The following is a 15,605-nucleotide window of genomic DNA, read 5'->3' on the forward strand; positions in this document are numbered from 1 at the left end:
ATCACGGTAAAGCGTACTAAAGCGTTATTAACCGTTATGATGTATGGACATGGTCATGGATGCCGCGCTCGAAAAAATCGAACTAGGCGACGCTTCGGCTTCGGAAGCTAGGCTTGCCGTGTCTGCGCTCCTGAAGGAGGGGTCCGAGACAAGTTACGCACGCCTGTATTCTGCGCTTGGCGCTTGGCTCTGGAAGGCCCTTGACGGAAGGCGCCGCGACGACGAGTTGCGTCAGTGGTTTGATATCTTTCGCCGTACGAGCGCCGCCCTCTTGACGAAGAACGCGGCCTATGCCGAGCGTTTGCGTGCGTTCTACGATCTATTGGAGATGTCGATTGCGACATCCAAAGTCGCGAACGTCAGCGAAATTCTCAGTCGGCAACACGTCCTAGCGATACTAAGGCTTCTTCGCTCCGCTGACGGGAAGCCTCTGGAAAAGGCCGCGATCGCTCGAAAACTCGGACTCAAACCGGCCAATCTGAGCCGGATACTGCACATGATGGCGAATGCCCGTCTTGTGGAGCGAACGACTTATGGGAAAGAAGCTCATTTTTGCATGACACGAGATGGCGCGATTGCGCTTTCAAAAAAGGAAGCTTCTGCCGCGCGTCCTGCACGACCCATTAACGCTGCGCAACCCGCTCGCGCTGTGCAACCCCCGCGCGCCGTGCAGCCGGCTCGTCCGGCGCTGTTCGGCCGTCATGTGCAGCCTCTTCTCCCGCATGCACCGGCCCAGATCGCTGCGGACGCCGGAGAACTCTATCTCAACATTCTCAAAAAGGCAGTTCATGATCCGGTATTGAAGTCAGATTATGATCACCTGGTGCAGATCGGAGGCTTGCCGTTCAATAGACCTCCCCGACTAAACATGTTTGACGTGCTGCAAATGCTGGCAAATCATGAGCCGCCGACGATGGCGCCACCCGCGCCCGTGCCGGCGCAAGCGCATCATGTGAAGGTAGTAGGAAAGCGCTCCTATCGAGGTGCCCAGGTGGTAACGGCAAACGAAAAGAAGTCGGAAGCGCAAAGAACGCACGTGCTCGTCGAGCCGGTGCAGCCAAAAGTGTCGCACTTTATAATGCACGCCTACAACGAGGAAAGCGAAAATCATGTCGACTGAGGATCAGTCTGCTCTAACGCCGACCGAAGGCCTCACCGAGGAAACGCTCGTTCTCTATAGCCAATCGGTAGTCGATCGTGTCATCTATGTTCCCTCTACCTACACCACATTGCTCACTTGCATGGGCAAAGTAAGTCAGGACGCGCCCGATGTGCTTGTCCCTTTGGTAGACGTGAGGCTAAATGGACCGCTTGCGGAAGATGCAGCAATTTCAAGCCCACTATTCTATCAATTGATGACGCTTGAGAACCTGACGTTTGTTCTGGAAGACATGACAAGCGACCTGGTCAAGGTTTGTCAGCATTTGGGCGCTGCCAGTTCTGGACGAGCCAAGCCGGATGTCGGTCAGCTTTCTTCCATGAGGACCTATCTCTCTCAAGCAAAGGCCAATCTGGAAAAGTGCCTTTCTGAGCTGGAGCCGATCGCGTAGTCGCTGAAGACGGCTCGTGAACCGTCGCTCCGGACGCAAAGTCTGAGGAGCAGCAAGTCGTAGGCTACTTCCTTGCTAGACAATGAGGATTAATCAGCGGGCTTCTGCGCGACAGCATACTCGATCTGATGGATCACGCACATTTTGCGCGACCTCCGAGGAAGAGCCCTGCGGCTTCCGCCCGCTTCCGGGCGGCGGGATCGCAGCGGATCGTCCTCGCAGACCACGCAGACGTAGCGCGGCCGGCCGGGCGCGACGTCGTCGGGTACGGCCGTCATCGGCTTACCGCACTTCGGGCACAGCTTCCGGCTGAGGTAGAGCCGAGTCATGTTTTTTGCCTGCTGGGAGCAGCTTAGTTCCCCTCGTGCCGCGAGCCCAAGTCAATCGCCGAAAATTGTTCTCATGTACCAGGCCGCTTGACGCGGAGCGCGTCTCACGTTGAAATCCGATTTTCAGTGATGTTGCGGGGTGGCGTCGTGGAAGAATTTTATAGGGGCTTCGCACAGCGGGCGCGCGATCTGGCGGAAAACGCGGACCCATTCACCAAGCGGCGGCTACTCGACCTGGCCCAGCGATACGATCTCAAGAGCAGACCGGGAGCCCCGGGCGGTCGGACTCTCCCGCCGCCGCGCGCGGCGCCACCGACGGTGCTGTTTTCCGGCTCGGGCGAAGCTTAAGAGTAGTCGGATCGCGGCCCGGTCGTCGGTTTTCTATGTTTTCATCGACCGGTCCGGGTGTCGGCCGCGCGCGGTCGCGGTGCTCGCGTTGGTACAAGCTGGCTTCACGGCACTGAACCGCGCTGACTGCGGCATGAGGAGTCATCGCGTACGCCGCCGGATCTCGTCAGCGACCATGCCCTCCGCCCGCACCAGCCGCTCATGCAGAGTCTCGAACATATCGAGGATGTCATCGATTGGGTTCATTCTTGCCCTGCTCGATGGATTCGGCGAGGAGCTCATCGAGGGGCGTCTCCTTCAATTGGCTTTTGATTGGGATGGTGCGAACAACCCAACGACTTAGCTTTGTTTGCTTCTCGTCAGCCTCGCCGTTGTCCGCACTTCCAATTGCAGGGAGCTCAGTGCCGGCATGGGCTTGACGATTTCAGCGAGCAAACGAGCGGTGGCTGAGATCCCTCCGGATGGCCGTGGCGGAACGAAAGGAATTAGGCCTTGCCTACCTGAGAAGTGAATGTCACACTCTACCTGTAGTTTAGGCATTTGACCTTGCACCGAGAATGTTTGCCGTGGTTGGCCGGCCGGCGTCCGCTGGGCGGATTCCCCGTCCCTTCGATCTGACCTGAGTTTTTTAGGAGCATCCCTTGGATTACGAATTGCCCACCGATTTGTATTCTTCCGAAGATCTTCTACGCGGCTACGATCCGACTTCGAAGATGGGACTGGCGGAGGCGTGGGATTTCCGGGTCTTCCGGCAATATGTCGCTGACGGCGCTGACAACCCGGCGACTCTGGACGTGCGGAGGAAGCAGGCCGACCACGATGCCAACATTTCTGACGCGCTCAGACGCTTCCTGACGCAGGAGACGCCAAAGCTCGTCGGCATTATGGGTGGGCACGAGCTGTCGAGGGGGGAACCTGCCTATGCGACGCTAGCAAGGCTGGCGCGTCAACTGACCGAACAGGGCTTTATGATCGTTACGGGCGGCGGCCCCGGTGCGATGGAGGCCGCTCACGTCGGCGCAACTTTCGCCGGCGCCGACGATGCGGCCTTCTCGGCGGCGCTGTTCATCCTCGGGAAGGAGCCCCTGCTTCCTGTGCTGGATCAGCTCGTGACCAGCGAGGGAGGGGTCGCGCCGGGCCACGAGACCCAATTCGACGACGCGAGGCGCTGGATCAACGCCGCTCTGGACGCCAGGACGCGTGCACCGGCCAAGCCGAGCCTCAGCCTCGGTGTGCCCACCTGGCTCTATGGTCAGGAGCCGACCACGCCCTTTGCGACGCATTACGCCAAGTTCTTCCTCAATAGCATTCGCGAGGAGACACTCATCACCAACTCGCGCGCCGGCATCGTCTACGCCCGGGGTAGCGGCGGCACGATGCGCGAAATCTTCGAAGACGCCGAGCGAAACTGCTACGTCCCTGACGCAAAATCGTTCACGCCAATGATTTTCTTCGACGAGAACCGCTACTGGCAACGCGATGCCGAATACGATGCGAATGGTGATCCCATTCCGTCAAAGAAGGGCGTCAAGGTCGACGACACCGTCCGCAACCTGTTCACCTTGGCGAGAGCTCGCAAGAAAGATGGCGCGGCCTGTCTGCTCAAGGTCAGATTCACGGTAGACGCGAAGGAGATAGGCGATGTGCTGCGGCTTCATTCTGGCATAGCGCTGCAGAACTTGATGTTTGCGCTGGCCGACGAGCCGATGAAGGTGTCGACCAGCTTCTTGAGCCGAGCCTGACAGACAAAGGGTCACATGCCCATCGAGGGGAGGAGGCATCGCCATGCCGGGTGCGGTTTCGAATACGGTCAATGGAACTCAGATGCGAGCAACTGCCTATCATGATTGCGACGATGTCCAGCTCTTTTGGCGCGTCTCCAGCGGTGCTGCTTCGGACGTACCGATCCCCGGATGCCTGGGCTTCATGATTGAGCGCCAGCGCCAGGTGGGTGGGAATTGGTCGCCCACGGAGATCCTGCGCAATCGCGTGGGCTTTACCGATCAGCCGCCCGCCGATGGCGCTGATGACGCAAATAGCTCAAGGCCGTCGAATGTATGGCCTTTCCAAAGATACGAATGGACGGATCACGGCGCCAACAACGGCCAGACGGTCCGCTATCGCATCAATGCGGTAGGATCGTCCGGGGAGGGCATTGTCGGAGAAAACACGCTGCTGTCCTTGGCGGATTCCGGCTGGACCGAAGCCATCCACGTGAATGGCCAAGCCGGCAACGGCATAGAGGCGTATTTCAATCGCGGCTTCGTCATGTCTCAATTCGTCGCACGCATCGCGCGTGAGAAGAACTGGAAGCCGCGCGACATCAAGGATCACATAGCCGACCTCGAAGAGCCTTTGAGGCGATTTCTCTCGGGTGAACTTCGCTTGGCGCTCCTGCGCTTGCTCGATGAAGTCATCGGGGATCCCAGGCTGGAGCTTTATCTGGCGATTTACGAGCTCTCAGATGAGGAACTGATCGCGCGGCTGAAGCTTTTGAAGCGGCGCGCGCACCTGGTGCTATCGAATGGCTCCGACAAGGGGGGCGACGGCAACGCGGATGTCCGCGAGGAGCTGAAGGCGGCCGGCGTTGACGTCCACGACAGGATCCTCGGCTCAAAGGGCCTGGGTCACAACAAGTTCGCCGTCGTTGTGTCCACCAAAGGCGACGTCGCAACGAAGGTGTGGACCGGAAGCACGAATTGGGCGCCGACCGGCCTCTGCACGCAGGCCAATAATGGAATTCTGTTTGTCGACCCAAAGATCGCCGGATTGTATTTCGAGCAGTGGGGCCGCCTGAGAGATGCTGGCAGCGACTTCACGCCGGATCTCGTGGGCGACAACGCCAAATCGCCGCGTCCGGCGAACGGGACAGACGTCTGGTTCACCCGGGTCCGAAGCAAGTCGAAGAAGAATGTCCGGAAAGGTATCGACATCGAGGCGCTCATCGAGCTCGTGACGGGCGCCAAGGACATGATCCTCTATGTGATGTTCCAGCCCGGTCCCGATCCACTCGCTGATATTGTCGCAAGCGCCTCAGAGATCTACGTCAGGGGTGTCGTCAGCACCGTCACGTCGGATAACCGCGAAAAATTCTCGCTGAGAGGTCTCGATACCGAGTCCCATGAGTTTGAGACGGCTCTGGTGCAGCCCGAAGGCGTCGTGAAGTCCTTTTCGGACTGGATTGGGGAAGTGACGCGCAGCCAGTTTCTGTTTCCCAACCAGAACCCGGGCATCGGCCATGCGATCACGCACTCAAAGATGATCGTGATCGACCCCTTTTCAGACGACTGCAAGGTGGTCACCGGATCTCACAACTTTTCCGGGTCCGCCAGCGAGCAGAACGACGACAATTTTGTCGTGGTGCACGGCAATCGATCTCTGGCGGAGGCGTACAGTGTCGCCTGTCTTGCCACCTATGAGCACTATTCCTGGCGTGCCTACGTCAAGCGGCAGTTCGATCAGGGCAAGGTACCGTGGTCGCACTTGTCGGACGATCCCGCGTGGCAGGGCCGCTATCTATCCGCTTCGCGCAAGAAGCACTTGGCAGTATGGTGTCCACAGTAGCGTTCAATAAGGCACTGCGACGGTGAGTGGTGCGATATCCTTTCACTAGCGAATGGTTTCACGAATGGAATTGGATGCAAAGCCGCCCGTCGAAGGCAGGAATTTCCGTTTCACGATCCTGGGTGGCATCGGCGTGACCCGCATTACCGTCCGGCTGAGCGGGAAGGTGGTGCACGAGAGCGATTGTCCCGACCCGCCGTGTCACGAAGAGATGCGGATGCCGCAGGGCGCGGGCGGGACGGAATTGGTCGTGATCGCCAAGGATTCGACCGGAAAGGTCCTAGAACGGAAATTCATTGTCGGCAAAACGGAAGGTCAGGCGGGCGGAGCCATGTCAGCCTGAGATCCTCTCCATGAGCGCGCTTCAAGAGTTTTTTCAAGAGCTGTCTAAGCTGCAGCCGGCTACGTTGACGGCCGTAACGGCCGTCGTAGGTGCGACCGGCGCCGTGATCGTTGGCGTCATTACCGGGGTGATCACCAAATTTGTCGTAGGCGCGCGCGACAGACAAGATAGAGAGGTCGAATGGCGTAAGCATGCAATCGAGCTCACCAAGCTCGACCTCGACCGCAAGCTCAAAACTCGAGCGCCGACAGACACACGGCCACTGAGGCCGAGCATCCTGGATTTCTTGGCCAACTATCGTGATCTGCAGGACCTCGACAAGGCCTCTCCGCGTGATCTTTATGCGACTATCCTGGCGATGCGGATCAAGAAACAGAATACGACGACGCCCGGGCTGTCCCCCAAAGAGCCGCCCGCGGCTGCCGAGCACGAAGATTGACGGATCGTTTCCGCGAGAGTGCTTTTCTGACTAGGGCCAAACGTGGTTCACGATCTCGGCGAGACGGGCTCCCGCCTTGGCAAGCTGCTGTCGCTTGATAGTATCCGCCGACTGAAGGTACGCAGCTCGATCCGAGAAGGAGATCGTCCATTTCCTGGGACCTATCTTCGTGTAAGTCACATTCGACATCGTCTGTTTCGCCACCACGATCGTGTCCGTGGCCCAAATTGCTGACCAGTTCTCGATGCGGTCCGTATCGGCCGGAACGGCCTTTGCGACGTTCACCAAAGCCAGCGGGGCGGTGTCTCCCAGATCGGATGGGGTGTCGTCCCAGGCATGATGGAAAGTGTCGTTTCCGACGGTGACGGCTTTATCGTGGATCCAGTTGCCGCCCGCGGTTTCGGTCGACGGGTCGATCGTGTGCGTGACGTCCGGATCGACCAGGCTTCCGTTGGGATCGAGGTACGGCGCAGCGACATGAAGGGGCTGTGCCATGTCGCCCACGAGATGAGCGAGTATGAACAGAGCCTCCTTCTTGTCCTTGATGTCGAAGGGCGGCGGAGCCGGCCGGCCAAGCAGCACGGCGATCGCGGCGTTGGTAGTCGCGACCAAATCATGATCATTGGTACCCGCATAGTTTCGATCGAACTTGTCGCGCTGAACGGCCACGTCGTCGAAATGGTACGTATTGTGACAGCCAAGATTGGCGGTCGCGCTCGCTCCTTCCGGATAGACGCAATCGATCCAGTTTCGGCCGGCGTAATCGACCATGGCGTTACGGTCGTTCGCGAAGGGGGTGCAGGGAGGTTCGTACTGGGGATCCACGACGTAGGCGAGGCTGCCATCGTTTTGCCTGTGGACGCTCTTCACGCAATCGAGCCATGGCCCGGCTTGCCGTAGGTCGACGCCCAGCAAGGTCTTCACCTGCTGCTTGGCATTCGGGGTCAGTAGTTGGTCAGCAATCGACCCGACCAAGCGGTGTCCGTCGGGTCCCCAAGCGGACGCGGGCTTTGCCAAGAAGAGGCTCAAGAGCACAATGACGCTGGCAGCAATTCTAGCCATGACGGATCCTCGCGTGGGAAAAACTTCAACACTTCGTTTCATTCATGAGCCTCCAGTGGCGCCGATCGCGATCGTGTTGGCGAGCGCCTCTGCCATCCGGCGGGCGCTCCAGTCACTGTGGTGGAGGCGGTCAGGATCGGTGGGATCGACCATCCGGTCAAAGGAGACCCGTTCTGCCTCATGCCACTGCTTCATCAATGCGAAGCGGTGGAACACGTTGACCGGGAAGCCGGCCCGGCCGGCTGCCGTCTCAATCAATGCCACCATTCGGTGTGCTCGCTCCTCCATGATCGGAGTGAGCACGGCCGGCACGTACTGAAGGTCCATGAGCACGACGTCCATCAATTCATTTGCGAACATCGCGAGACCGCGTTGGATCGCGCCGGCGGTGGCGTCCAGATCCTGGTTCTTCCAAACCGCGTTGGTACCAACCTGCCAGACCACGACCGATGGTTGCTCGCCGAGTACGTCGCCTTGAATCCTTCGTAGCTCGTCTGGAGCTTCTTCACCGCCGACGCCGCGGTTGAGAATATCGAAGTTCCTGCCCGGAAAGCTTGCGCGCAGCGCCCGCTCGAGACGCTGCGGATAGGGCACGATGTCGCCTTCACCCGCCGTGGTCGACGAGCCGATCGCCACGATCTTGATTGCTCCGACGCCGGCCAAGCGTCCCGACAACCACCGCATATGGTGCTGAAACCGCTTCGGTTGGGCTGGAATGGCGGTCTGATCGACTGCGGGCATGAGATTCAGCTACGCGCTCGAGAGTTTCGATGGAATTTGGTGCCGAAATGTGACGGGGCGATTACGCTATCGCAGTTGCATTCGACTATTATCAAGCCCTGTTGGATCTCGATCGCGGATACGCGGCTAGTAGAAATCTTAACCACTCAAATTTACGGCGGCTTTGCCGGAGGCGGCGGAACTGGTACTGGGCTGGGCGCGACGCCTGTAACGGGGCTCGAAGGTGACGGCGTTACATCGTGTAGTGTGTGGACACCGGCGGCAACGAGAGCTCCGATCAACAGTCCATAGACCACAAGCAGTACGCCGCGGGTCTCCCGATAGTTCTTCATCGCTTGTTCGATCGGCGTTTCAGCGATTTCTTCCCGCTCGCGAACGGAGATGTAACTAAAAAGACTTTGCATCCAGCTCCGTCGGGACGAGGCTTGGCTTTGGAAGAACGCGCCATTGATCCGCCACTGCAACGCGAACGACAGACCGATGAATACGGCGGCCGCAAAGTAGAATAAGGAAGAGATGAGAGGACCCGGTGTCTTGGCCGCATCTCCCAGGATCTTCAGTATAAAAGGCGCAGCCGAGACGGCCAGGTCGCGCCAGAGCGTAGCCGCAAGATCCTGCGCCCGTTGCGCTACCTTCTGAGTTTCATCAATCACGGTCTTGCGGAGATCGGCGAGCGCCTTCAGAGTCTCGCGGCTCGATGATTGGACGTGAGCTTCATAGGCAGCTTTGGCCGCCTCAAGCGCCTGCTCCAATGTCGTGGCGAGATCTTGCTGAGGACGGCTCGCCCGAGCCAACTCACCGGAAAAGAGCAGGTGGCGTGCCTCGACATCTGTCCCCGAAAGAAAAACCCAGTTGGCGGATTCAGTCAATCGAGAACGAGCGCCGGGCAGGGCAGGATCATCGGCTCTAATGCGATAGATCGGAGGCGTCGCCGCCGCTTGCAGCCAGACCTGGCCATCCTCGAGCCAGGCGCGGGAGACGAGACCGCCCAACAGTCTGCGGGCAGAAACCGTTTCCCAAGCTTGATACGCCGGCGATGAAACCGCTGGCGCGGCCAATAATAGCCAGGGATTGAGATCGGTAACGATTTCACGGTCGGGGACAAAGTCACGAACATAGCGAGTGGGGTCGATAGACCCAAGCAAAGGCTCGGCTCGCGGTGGCGTTTGCGCGAAATCCCATGAAGCGAACTCCAATCCTCGTGCGCGAAATGCCTGAGTGGAATTGAAGTCGGCGATCGCGAGGCGCGGAAGGACAGTTCGCTGCGCCAAGTATTGTGGGATGTCGGACTGGAAGATAAAGAAGGCGCAGCCGTCGGCAGTTGGCTTTCCGAGCGTGATCACGATCTCGCGGGTCGAATCAAAGATATCACTCCCAACGAGATCACCACCGAGACCCGGATTATAGACTTGCAAGGACGAGAACGGCGGTGGGACATCGTCGACGAAGCCGAGCCAGGCGACCTGCGCATCGACGGACGGTAGCCGGCCTCGCAACACGAGGGCGTCAATACGTTCGTCCGCCACGGCGCCGTTCGCGACAAGCTCACGTACGCGTTCGACCAGATGTGTTGATCTCGAAGTCATCGAGTGTGATCTTGTCCCTGATGATAATCTCGCCCCTGTCGCGGTTCACCGAAATGACTGAAGACATCAAACCGACAGGGAAGGTCAATTTGACCCCGCTTGCCGTCTCAACGCGACGGTTCTTGGGAGCCTGAATTGCGTTCTTTTGGAGCACGAACGATTCGCCCGCCATTCCTTCGCGCTTCAGCTTTGCCTTGAAGTCGGTCAGCACGGGGCTATCATCAGGCAGCGGCCCGAAAATGCTCTTCAGCCAATTTTCAGCACTTTCGCCGTCGACGGAACCGCCTGATTGGCTGGCGTCGTAGAGGCGTTGCGCCAGATTTTTCATCGTGTCCTGCGGAAGTATGTCTTTGTGCTTGTGCGCAATGTTGCGCGTGACCTCGACGATTGTCCTTGTCAGCTCCTCTTCCGTTCGCTGGCGTCGCACGAGCAAGAACTGTTCGAAATAGGCCGCAGGCCGCTGCGGATTTTGACGATCGACAACGCAGATTTCGTCGCGCTCTTTGCCGAGCTTGATCAGCGCGGCCTTCTGCAGGGCATTGCGGTTCTGGACAAAAGTCCGCTCAATCTCGCCGAAGGTCGGCTTCGGCTTGCCCGAACGGCCGCGGCTGACGTCGTAGTCGTAGCTGAGAACCTTTTCGTCCTCGAATTTCAGAAGTGCATATAACCGGCCACCTGAACAAGACAGCGAGAAGATCAAGAAGGCACCGACAGCCGTGCTGCCTCCGTGAGCCTCATTGAACGCTGTCGCGAGTTTCTCGCTTTGCTCCTGGAAAGTTGCCCTATCCCGGCTGATCCGCGCCAGCTGCGCCCGCACCGGCGCGTCCGCGAGAAATTCGTATCGGTTTCCGCTGTTGACCGATCGGACGCGGCCCAGGAAAAAAGCTGCGTGTCGACCGGCATCGAACGCAGTCAGTAGTTGAAAATGTTCCTCTCCCGGGCCGACAATATGAAAAACGCTCTGATCGATGCGCAGGCTTTCGAGTTCCTGCTCAGTAAGGAAGGACATTCATCACCATAGAACAAAAAGAGAACTGATTGCAATCGCGGCGCTGTTTTATTCCAAAATTTGCGTCGTGTTCCGTTAAGAATCTTGCATCTTGTTAAGAATTCCATCCCCAACGTGTGGCCGGGCGCCGGTCTGTTGAACGGTGAACGAGCCGCCACGCCGCTAAATGGATTGCTGGTCCTCTCAAAAGTGTTCCCTTGGGTGGGGCGAGGGAGAACCCCAACGGTTTTCGCGAAGACATTTCACATTTCCCGGGTTGTGTGAGTGTTTTTCACGGTGTAAAAGGGTTTTGCGGCTCAAAGGCCAAGTTGAGAGTGAAATTCACGATTCGAGAGCGTTTTTCACGGATCTGGGACAATGCAGACAAAGTTTTCAGGACCAGTGTCTGTTATTCATGACCGGCGGCTGCCGGAGATAGCAACTCCTGTTGGCTATGCTGCGCTGGTTGACGCCTACAGCCTATCCGTCCCGGTCCCGCGCGTGCTTTCCGCAATCGGAACAAAGCACCGGATCATTGAGCAGGAGGGGTGGCGCATCTACACGCCGCGCCATGCGCCGGACGCGACGCTTGAGGGGCATCTCACCTTCGCTCTCAAGAATGAAGGACTAGACCTTGCAATCCTGAAACGGCTTTTCCTCACTGTGAACGAGGATGAGATTGCGGATCTTGTGAGACAGAAGCCGACCGGTCTGTATACGCGTCGTATCTGGTTTCTGCATGAATGGCTATTGGGCCGCCAACTCAACCTGCCTGCGGCAGATAAAGTCTCTTACGTCGACGCCGTCGATACCGAACTTCAACATGCGACCTCCGGGCAGAATTCGGCACGACACCGCGTCCGGAACAATTTGCCAGGAACGCCGGAATTTTGTCCGCTTGTTTTCAAGACTGCAGCGCTGAGCGAATTTATTGCGCAGGATCTCAAGGAGCGCGCCCGTTTCGTGGTGAGCCAGGTTCCAAAGGATCTGCTGGCGCGAACCGCCGCCTTCCTTCTTCTCAAGGATTCAAGGTCAAGCTACGTCATTGAAGGAGAGAGACCGCCACAGGACCGTATCCAGCGGTGGGGCCGGGTCCTCGGTGAAGCGGGACGGGCCCCGCTCGACGAGGCGGAGTTTCTACGCCTGCAGCGCATCGTGATCGGCGATGAGCGCTTCGTGAAACTTGGCTTCCGTAACGAAGGTGGTTTCGTCGGCGAGCATGACCGTGAGACGCAGCGACCTGTCCCGGATCATATCAGCGCGCGTCACGAAGATATCCCCTCCCTCGTGCGCGGACTGATCGCGTTCGATCATGCGGCGGAAAACGAGCTTGATCCTGTCGTCGCTGCCGCCGTGCTCGCCTTCGGGTTCGTTTATATCCACCCGTTCGAGGACGGCAACGGACGCATTCACCGATACCTGATGCACCATGTTCTGGCACGGCGCGGATTCAATCCCGCCGGGATCCACTTTCCGGTTTCTGCCGCGATTCTCGACAAGATCAGCGAATACAAGACCGTGTTGGAAAGCTATTCGACTAGATTGCTTCCATGTGTTGAATGGGAATCGACCCCACAGGGCAACGTCAAGGTCTTGAACGATACCGGTGATTTTTATCGTTTCTTCGACGCGACGCCCCACGCCGAGTTTCTGTACGAATGCGTGCAGAGGACCATCGAACAAGATCTTCCAAAGGAAACGCAATTTTTACGGAGCTTCGATACCTTCCGCGCGGGCATCGAGAACATGATCGAAATGCCGGAGCGGACGCTCAATAACCTCTTCGGATTCCTGCAACAGAATGGAGGACAACTCTCAAAGCGTGCCCGCGACAACGAATTCTCCGAACTAACGCCGGATGAAGTCACGAGGATTGAGGAGCTTTATCAAGCGGCTTTCTCGAAAGACTCTGGAACGGCGAGTTGACTGTGTCGGAGTGCCACCTTCATTGAATTGGGCCTGTCGGATCAGATGCTGGTCGACCTCTTGATAAAAAATAGCGCCCTCAATCGGCGTGGTCGCAGCTAAGACGCGCCGCATCGGTGAGTTTTGACCGTGGGAGGTTATCTTCTTTTTCTTCTTTATCCGCATCCCGCCAGAGTTTCCCCGCAGAGGACTGTACGCGCGCGTCTCGCGAGTGGATTCATTGAGCACGAGCCCTCATCGCCGTGCATCCTTCGAATTTGATTGCATCGATGCCGACTATGTTGATGGCGCCGGACCGCGGCTCTTGGACGGGTTTCGTGCTGAACAGACCAAACCATTCGCGCTCATGCGCGTAGTGACGACACCAGCCCGATTTGGCCACTTTGCGGGCGCGACACCGGCGCCAGCCGATTGGTTTTATCTCGAGATCGAGCGGGATGGCTCCGGCCTGCCGGCATGGCACGCTCAACTTGAAGGCAACGGCTACTCGGCGCACGCACGCGGAGTCCTCACCTACGCGCGGCAGCTTGATACACCGGACGAGACCCGAGGGCCGCGATCGAGACCCCAAACTCTCGGTGCCGCTGCCGCCCCACGGCTAGGGCTGCCGCGTTCGCTCGTCACTGCCTGTGCGCCATTGCCGAAGCCGGCAACGCGCGCCGCAATATCGACTGTTCTCAAAAGGGTCCCACAAGCGGCATCTGTCCTGGTCAGGGATGTCGGTCAGGCAAACTTTGTCTCCCTATGCGATGATCGCGGCCGCGCCATTCTGCACTTCGATGTCGGATTTCCGATCTCCTTCAATCGCCATACATTCCCCTCCAATTTCGACATCAATCGAAGCGAGGCGCCCCCGATCGTTCTGTCGCATTGGGATTGGGATCATCTTCACGGTGCCTTCCACCTCCCCCATCTGCTAGAATGTCGCTGGATTGTTCCCAATCAGCGGCTGGGGCCTGGCGCGGCGCGACTGGCGCGAATACTCGCCCAAAAGGGCAATCTGCTCGTACGCCCCGCCAACGCAAGAATCCGCTTTCCGTTTGGTGAATTGGTAAGGAGTCGAGGCCCGGCCCGCGATCTCAATGATAGCGGATTGACCATCCTTGCCACCCTCACTAGCGGACGGTCGGCCTTGCTGACCGGAGACGCGTACTATGCGTACCTCATGCATGCCAATGCCACGAAGGTAGATCACCTCGTCGCAACTCATCATGGTGCGCGCTTCAATGCGGACGCGGCGTCGGTGCCGATGCCGAATAACAGGCATGGACAACTGGTGATTTCCTACGGTTATCGCAACGTCTACCGGCATCCACACGCGGAAGCGCTATCTAAGCACGCAAACTCGGGTTGGACGACGTGTCTGACCACCGCAGGGCGAAGAGGTGTCGCCAGCCGAGGCGATCGCATCGTGAATTGACGTTGGACAGCCAAGGTTCTGGCGCTGCAGCTTTCCGTGCGGCCGGCACTTCGATGACTCGTGATCGATGGCGAAGTTCATTTCGCGTAATTTGCCGCACTGCGACGGACGCTCTGCAAGCAACATGGACGCCAGGTCAGACAGCATTGCATCACCTGTGTCGGCCCGACCAACGGTCAAAAGAAGTATCACGGCCGATCGGCGTTAGAGCGCGAACGTCATATCTGGAGAGCCCCTTTAGGTGTGGGGCGACTGTTCGGCTCAACTCGGGGGCTTGATTGCGACTGCATCACAAGACGAGCCACAAAGCCTAGGCCTGTTGCTCCAATTCGGGCTCCAACGTGGTTGTCTTGATTCTCTCGACAATCAATTCGAGATCAAGCGGGCGTACGGCATGGTCGGCTTCGACGAACTCCTTGTCTTTATCGACAATCTTACCTCAGTTTGCCATCATTTGGGAGGCAGCGAGCCAAAACTCGCGCGCGTTGCATATTTACAACCCGCGCTGCCATTCGAGATACTAAGCTCCTTCATCGAGCCAACCAAAATATATTTCATGCGTACTTCAATATGATCGCGGGGGCGAAATGTATGATGTCTATCGCAGCAGCAAGCGCGACTTGCTCGTTCTGAGTACAGGCTCTGCCGTACCCCTGCTTTACTCTGCACACAAGTGGCGCAAGAGAAGAGCAAGAGTTCTCAAGGTCAGCGACGAAATCAAATCAGCCGATCGGGCACAAGGCTACTACGTCCGCAGTCTGCACGCGAAGCCGAACCGCGTTTTCTTCCCACACTCCGGGGAGAAGGCTTTAGACATTCATCTCCAGCCTAGCCGCGTAGAGGATCTGCACACCAAGATGGGAAGGAGATGATCCGCTTAGGAGCGAAGCGGCGATATGTGTAGTTCCCAAGAAGTTCTTAGCCATCGCTTCTCGGTACGGAGCGCCAGTTCGCAAAATCATATTCGTCCCGCCACCGGTGCACGTTGGTTTTGCAGAATGCGCACCTGAAGTGACCAGGCTCTCGGACTTGCCGGCGGATTTGGTCAGCTACGAAGGCACCTGCGCATTTAGGGCACAAGAAAATCACTTTGGTCACAATTCACATAGTTTCTTTAGAACGCTGATTGCGGTGCTGCGGATTCCGACGAAGTCGCCCAGGCGTACCGATATGAAGTCGCCCGTGGATTCCGAGACGATGTCGCCCACCTTTCCGATTTGATCTCGCCCAGCGGCGAGGCGTTCTGGCCGGCTGGTTCTCTGGCATCGGTCAAGCCGCGTGGTCAATCTGGAATCGCGACTTCAACCTG

The 15,605-nt window shown here is 58.1% G+C and carries 14 protein-coding genes; 10 read left to right on the forward strand and 4 right to left on the reverse strand.

Features of this window, described 5'->3' with window-relative positions:
- Nucleotides 1-55 precede the first annotated feature (55 nt).
- The 7 genes from AC0L3C_RS27015 (at nt 56) to AC0L3C_RS27045 (ending at nt 6,573) form a co-directional block, all read left to right on the forward strand.
- On the forward strand, nt 56-1,120 hold the full coding sequence (locus AC0L3C_RS27015) for a helix-turn-helix transcriptional regulator (protein ID WP_473409427.1): 1,065 nt from the start codon (nt 56-58) through the stop codon (nt 1,118-1,120).
- Complete coding sequence (locus tag AC0L3C_RS27020; protein WP_473409428.1) at nt 1,110-1,550, forward strand: hypothetical protein; 441 nt, start codon at nt 1,110-1,112, stop codon at nt 1,548-1,550. The genes AC0L3C_RS27015 and AC0L3C_RS27020 overlap by 11 nt, the downstream gene beginning before the upstream one ends.
- 476 nt (nt 1,551-2,026) lie before the next feature.
- Nucleotides 2,027-2,227, forward strand: coding sequence for a hypothetical protein (locus AC0L3C_RS27025; RefSeq protein ID WP_473409429.1), 201 nt, complete (start codon nt 2,027-2,029; stop codon nt 2,225-2,227).
- 641 nt (nt 2,228-2,868) lie between these two features.
- The gene (locus AC0L3C_RS27030; protein WP_473409430.1) at nt 2,869-3,969 is read left to right on the forward strand and encodes an LOG family protein; all 1,101 of its coding nucleotides are present in this window, start codon (nt 2,869-2,871) and stop codon (nt 3,967-3,969) included.
- Nucleotides 3,970-4,012: 43 nt separating this feature from the next.
- Entirely contained in the window at nt 4,013-5,791 is a 1,779-nt protein-coding gene (locus AC0L3C_RS27035; RefSeq protein ID WP_473409431.1) for a phospholipase D-like domain-containing protein, read from the forward strand.
- Between the two features lie 64 nt (nt 5,792-5,855).
- Entirely contained in the window at nt 5,856-6,134 is a 279-nt protein-coding gene (locus tag AC0L3C_RS27040; RefSeq protein WP_317245314.1) for a hypothetical protein, read from the forward strand.
- Nucleotides 6,135-6,144: 10 nt separating this feature from the next.
- Nucleotides 6,145-6,573, forward strand: coding sequence for a hypothetical protein (locus AC0L3C_RS27045; RefSeq protein ID WP_317245313.1), 429 nt, complete (start codon nt 6,145-6,147; stop codon nt 6,571-6,573).
- A gap of 30 nt (nt 6,574-6,603) precedes the next feature.
- On the opposite strand, the gene AC0L3C_RS27050 is transcribed toward AC0L3C_RS27045, so the two are convergent.
- The 4 genes from AC0L3C_RS27050 to AC0L3C_RS27065 form a co-directional block, all read right to left on the reverse strand.
- A complete protein-coding gene (locus AC0L3C_RS27050; RefSeq protein WP_473409433.1) occupies nt 6,604-7,635 on the reverse strand; it encodes a S1/P1 nuclease in 1,032 nt (343 codons plus the stop codon).
- Nucleotides 7,636-7,677: 42 nt separating this feature from the next.
- The gene (locus AC0L3C_RS27055) at nt 7,678-8,376 is read right to left on the reverse strand and encodes an SGNH/GDSL hydrolase family protein (protein ID WP_456766190.1); all 699 of its coding nucleotides are present in this window, start codon (nt 8,374-8,376) and stop codon (nt 7,678-7,680) included.
- A 152-nt stretch (nt 8,377-8,528) separates the two neighbouring features.
- Nucleotides 8,529-9,962, reverse strand: a complete 1,434-nt coding sequence (locus tag AC0L3C_RS27060) for a hypothetical protein (protein WP_317245310.1) — start codon at nt 9,960-9,962, stop codon at nt 8,529-8,531.
- Nucleotides 9,922-10,971 carry a nucleoid-associated protein gene (locus AC0L3C_RS27065; protein ID WP_317245309.1) on the reverse strand — a complete coding sequence of 350 codons (1,050 nt, stop codon included), beginning with the start codon at nt 10,969-10,971 and terminating at the stop codon, nt 9,922-9,924. Before AC0L3C_RS27065 ends, AC0L3C_RS27060 begins: the two co-directional genes overlap by 41 nt.
- A 357-nt stretch (nt 10,972-11,328) precedes the next feature.
- On the opposite strand from AC0L3C_RS27065, the gene AC0L3C_RS27070 reads away from it, so the two are divergent.
- From AC0L3C_RS27070 to AC0L3C_RS27080, 3 genes are all read left to right on the forward strand, one after another.
- On the forward strand, nt 11,329-12,876 hold the full coding sequence (locus AC0L3C_RS27070) for a Fic family protein (protein ID WP_473409434.1): 1,548 nt from the start codon (nt 11,329-11,331) through the stop codon (nt 12,874-12,876).
- Between the two features lie 220 nt (nt 12,877-13,096).
- On the forward strand, nt 13,097-14,296 hold the full coding sequence (locus tag AC0L3C_RS27075) for a ComEC/Rec2 family competence protein (protein ID WP_473409435.1): 1,200 nt from the start codon (nt 13,097-13,099) through the stop codon (nt 14,294-14,296).
- 587 nt (nt 14,297-14,883) lie between these two features.
- A complete protein-coding gene (locus AC0L3C_RS27080; protein ID WP_473409436.1) occupies nt 14,884-15,168 on the forward strand; it encodes a hypothetical protein in 285 nt (94 codons plus the stop codon).
- Nucleotides 15,169-15,605: the final 437 nt, after the last annotated feature.

The organism is Bradyrhizobium sp. WSM4872, assembly GCF_055811715.1.

Bases quoted from the DNA above. Each gene is read 5' to 3' on its own strand.
- AC0L3C_RS27015 (WP_473409427.1), top strand. From the start codon at position 56: ATGGATGCCGCGCTCGAAAAAATCGAACTAGGCGACGCTTCGGCTTCG.
- AC0L3C_RS27020 (WP_473409428.1), top strand. From the start codon at position 1,110: ATGTCGACTGAGGATCAGTCTGCTCTAACGCCGACCGAAGGCCTCACC.
- AC0L3C_RS27035 (WP_473409431.1), top strand. From the start codon at position 4,013: ATGCCGGGTGCGGTTTCGAATACGGTCAATGGAACTCAGATGCGAGCA.
- AC0L3C_RS27040 (WP_317245314.1), top strand. From the start codon at position 5,856: ATGGAATTGGATGCAAAGCCGCCCGTCGAAGGCAGGAATTTCCGTTTC.
- AC0L3C_RS27045 (WP_317245313.1), top strand. From the start codon at position 6,145: ATGAGCGCGCTTCAAGAGTTTTTTCAAGAGCTGTCTAAGCTGCAGCCG.
- AC0L3C_RS27050 (WP_473409433.1), bottom strand. From the start codon at position 7,635: ATGGCTAGAATTGCTGCCAGCGTCATTGTGCTCTTGAGCCTCTTCTTG.
- AC0L3C_RS27055 (WP_456766190.1), bottom strand. From the start codon at position 8,376: ATGCCCGCAGTCGATCAGACCGCCATTCCAGCCCAACCGAAGCGGTTT.
- AC0L3C_RS27060 (WP_317245310.1), bottom strand. From the start codon at position 9,962: ATGACTTCGAGATCAACACATCTGGTCGAACGCGTACGTGAGCTTGTC.
- AC0L3C_RS27065 (WP_317245309.1), bottom strand. From the start codon at position 10,971: ATGTCCTTCCTTACTGAGCAGGAACTCGAAAGCCTGCGCATCGATCAG.
- AC0L3C_RS27070 (WP_473409434.1), top strand. From the start codon at position 11,329: ATGCAGACAAAGTTTTCAGGACCAGTGTCTGTTATTCATGACCGGCGG.
- AC0L3C_RS27080 (WP_473409436.1), top strand. From the start codon at position 14,884: ATGTATGATGTCTATCGCAGCAGCAAGCGCGACTTGCTCGTTCTGAGT.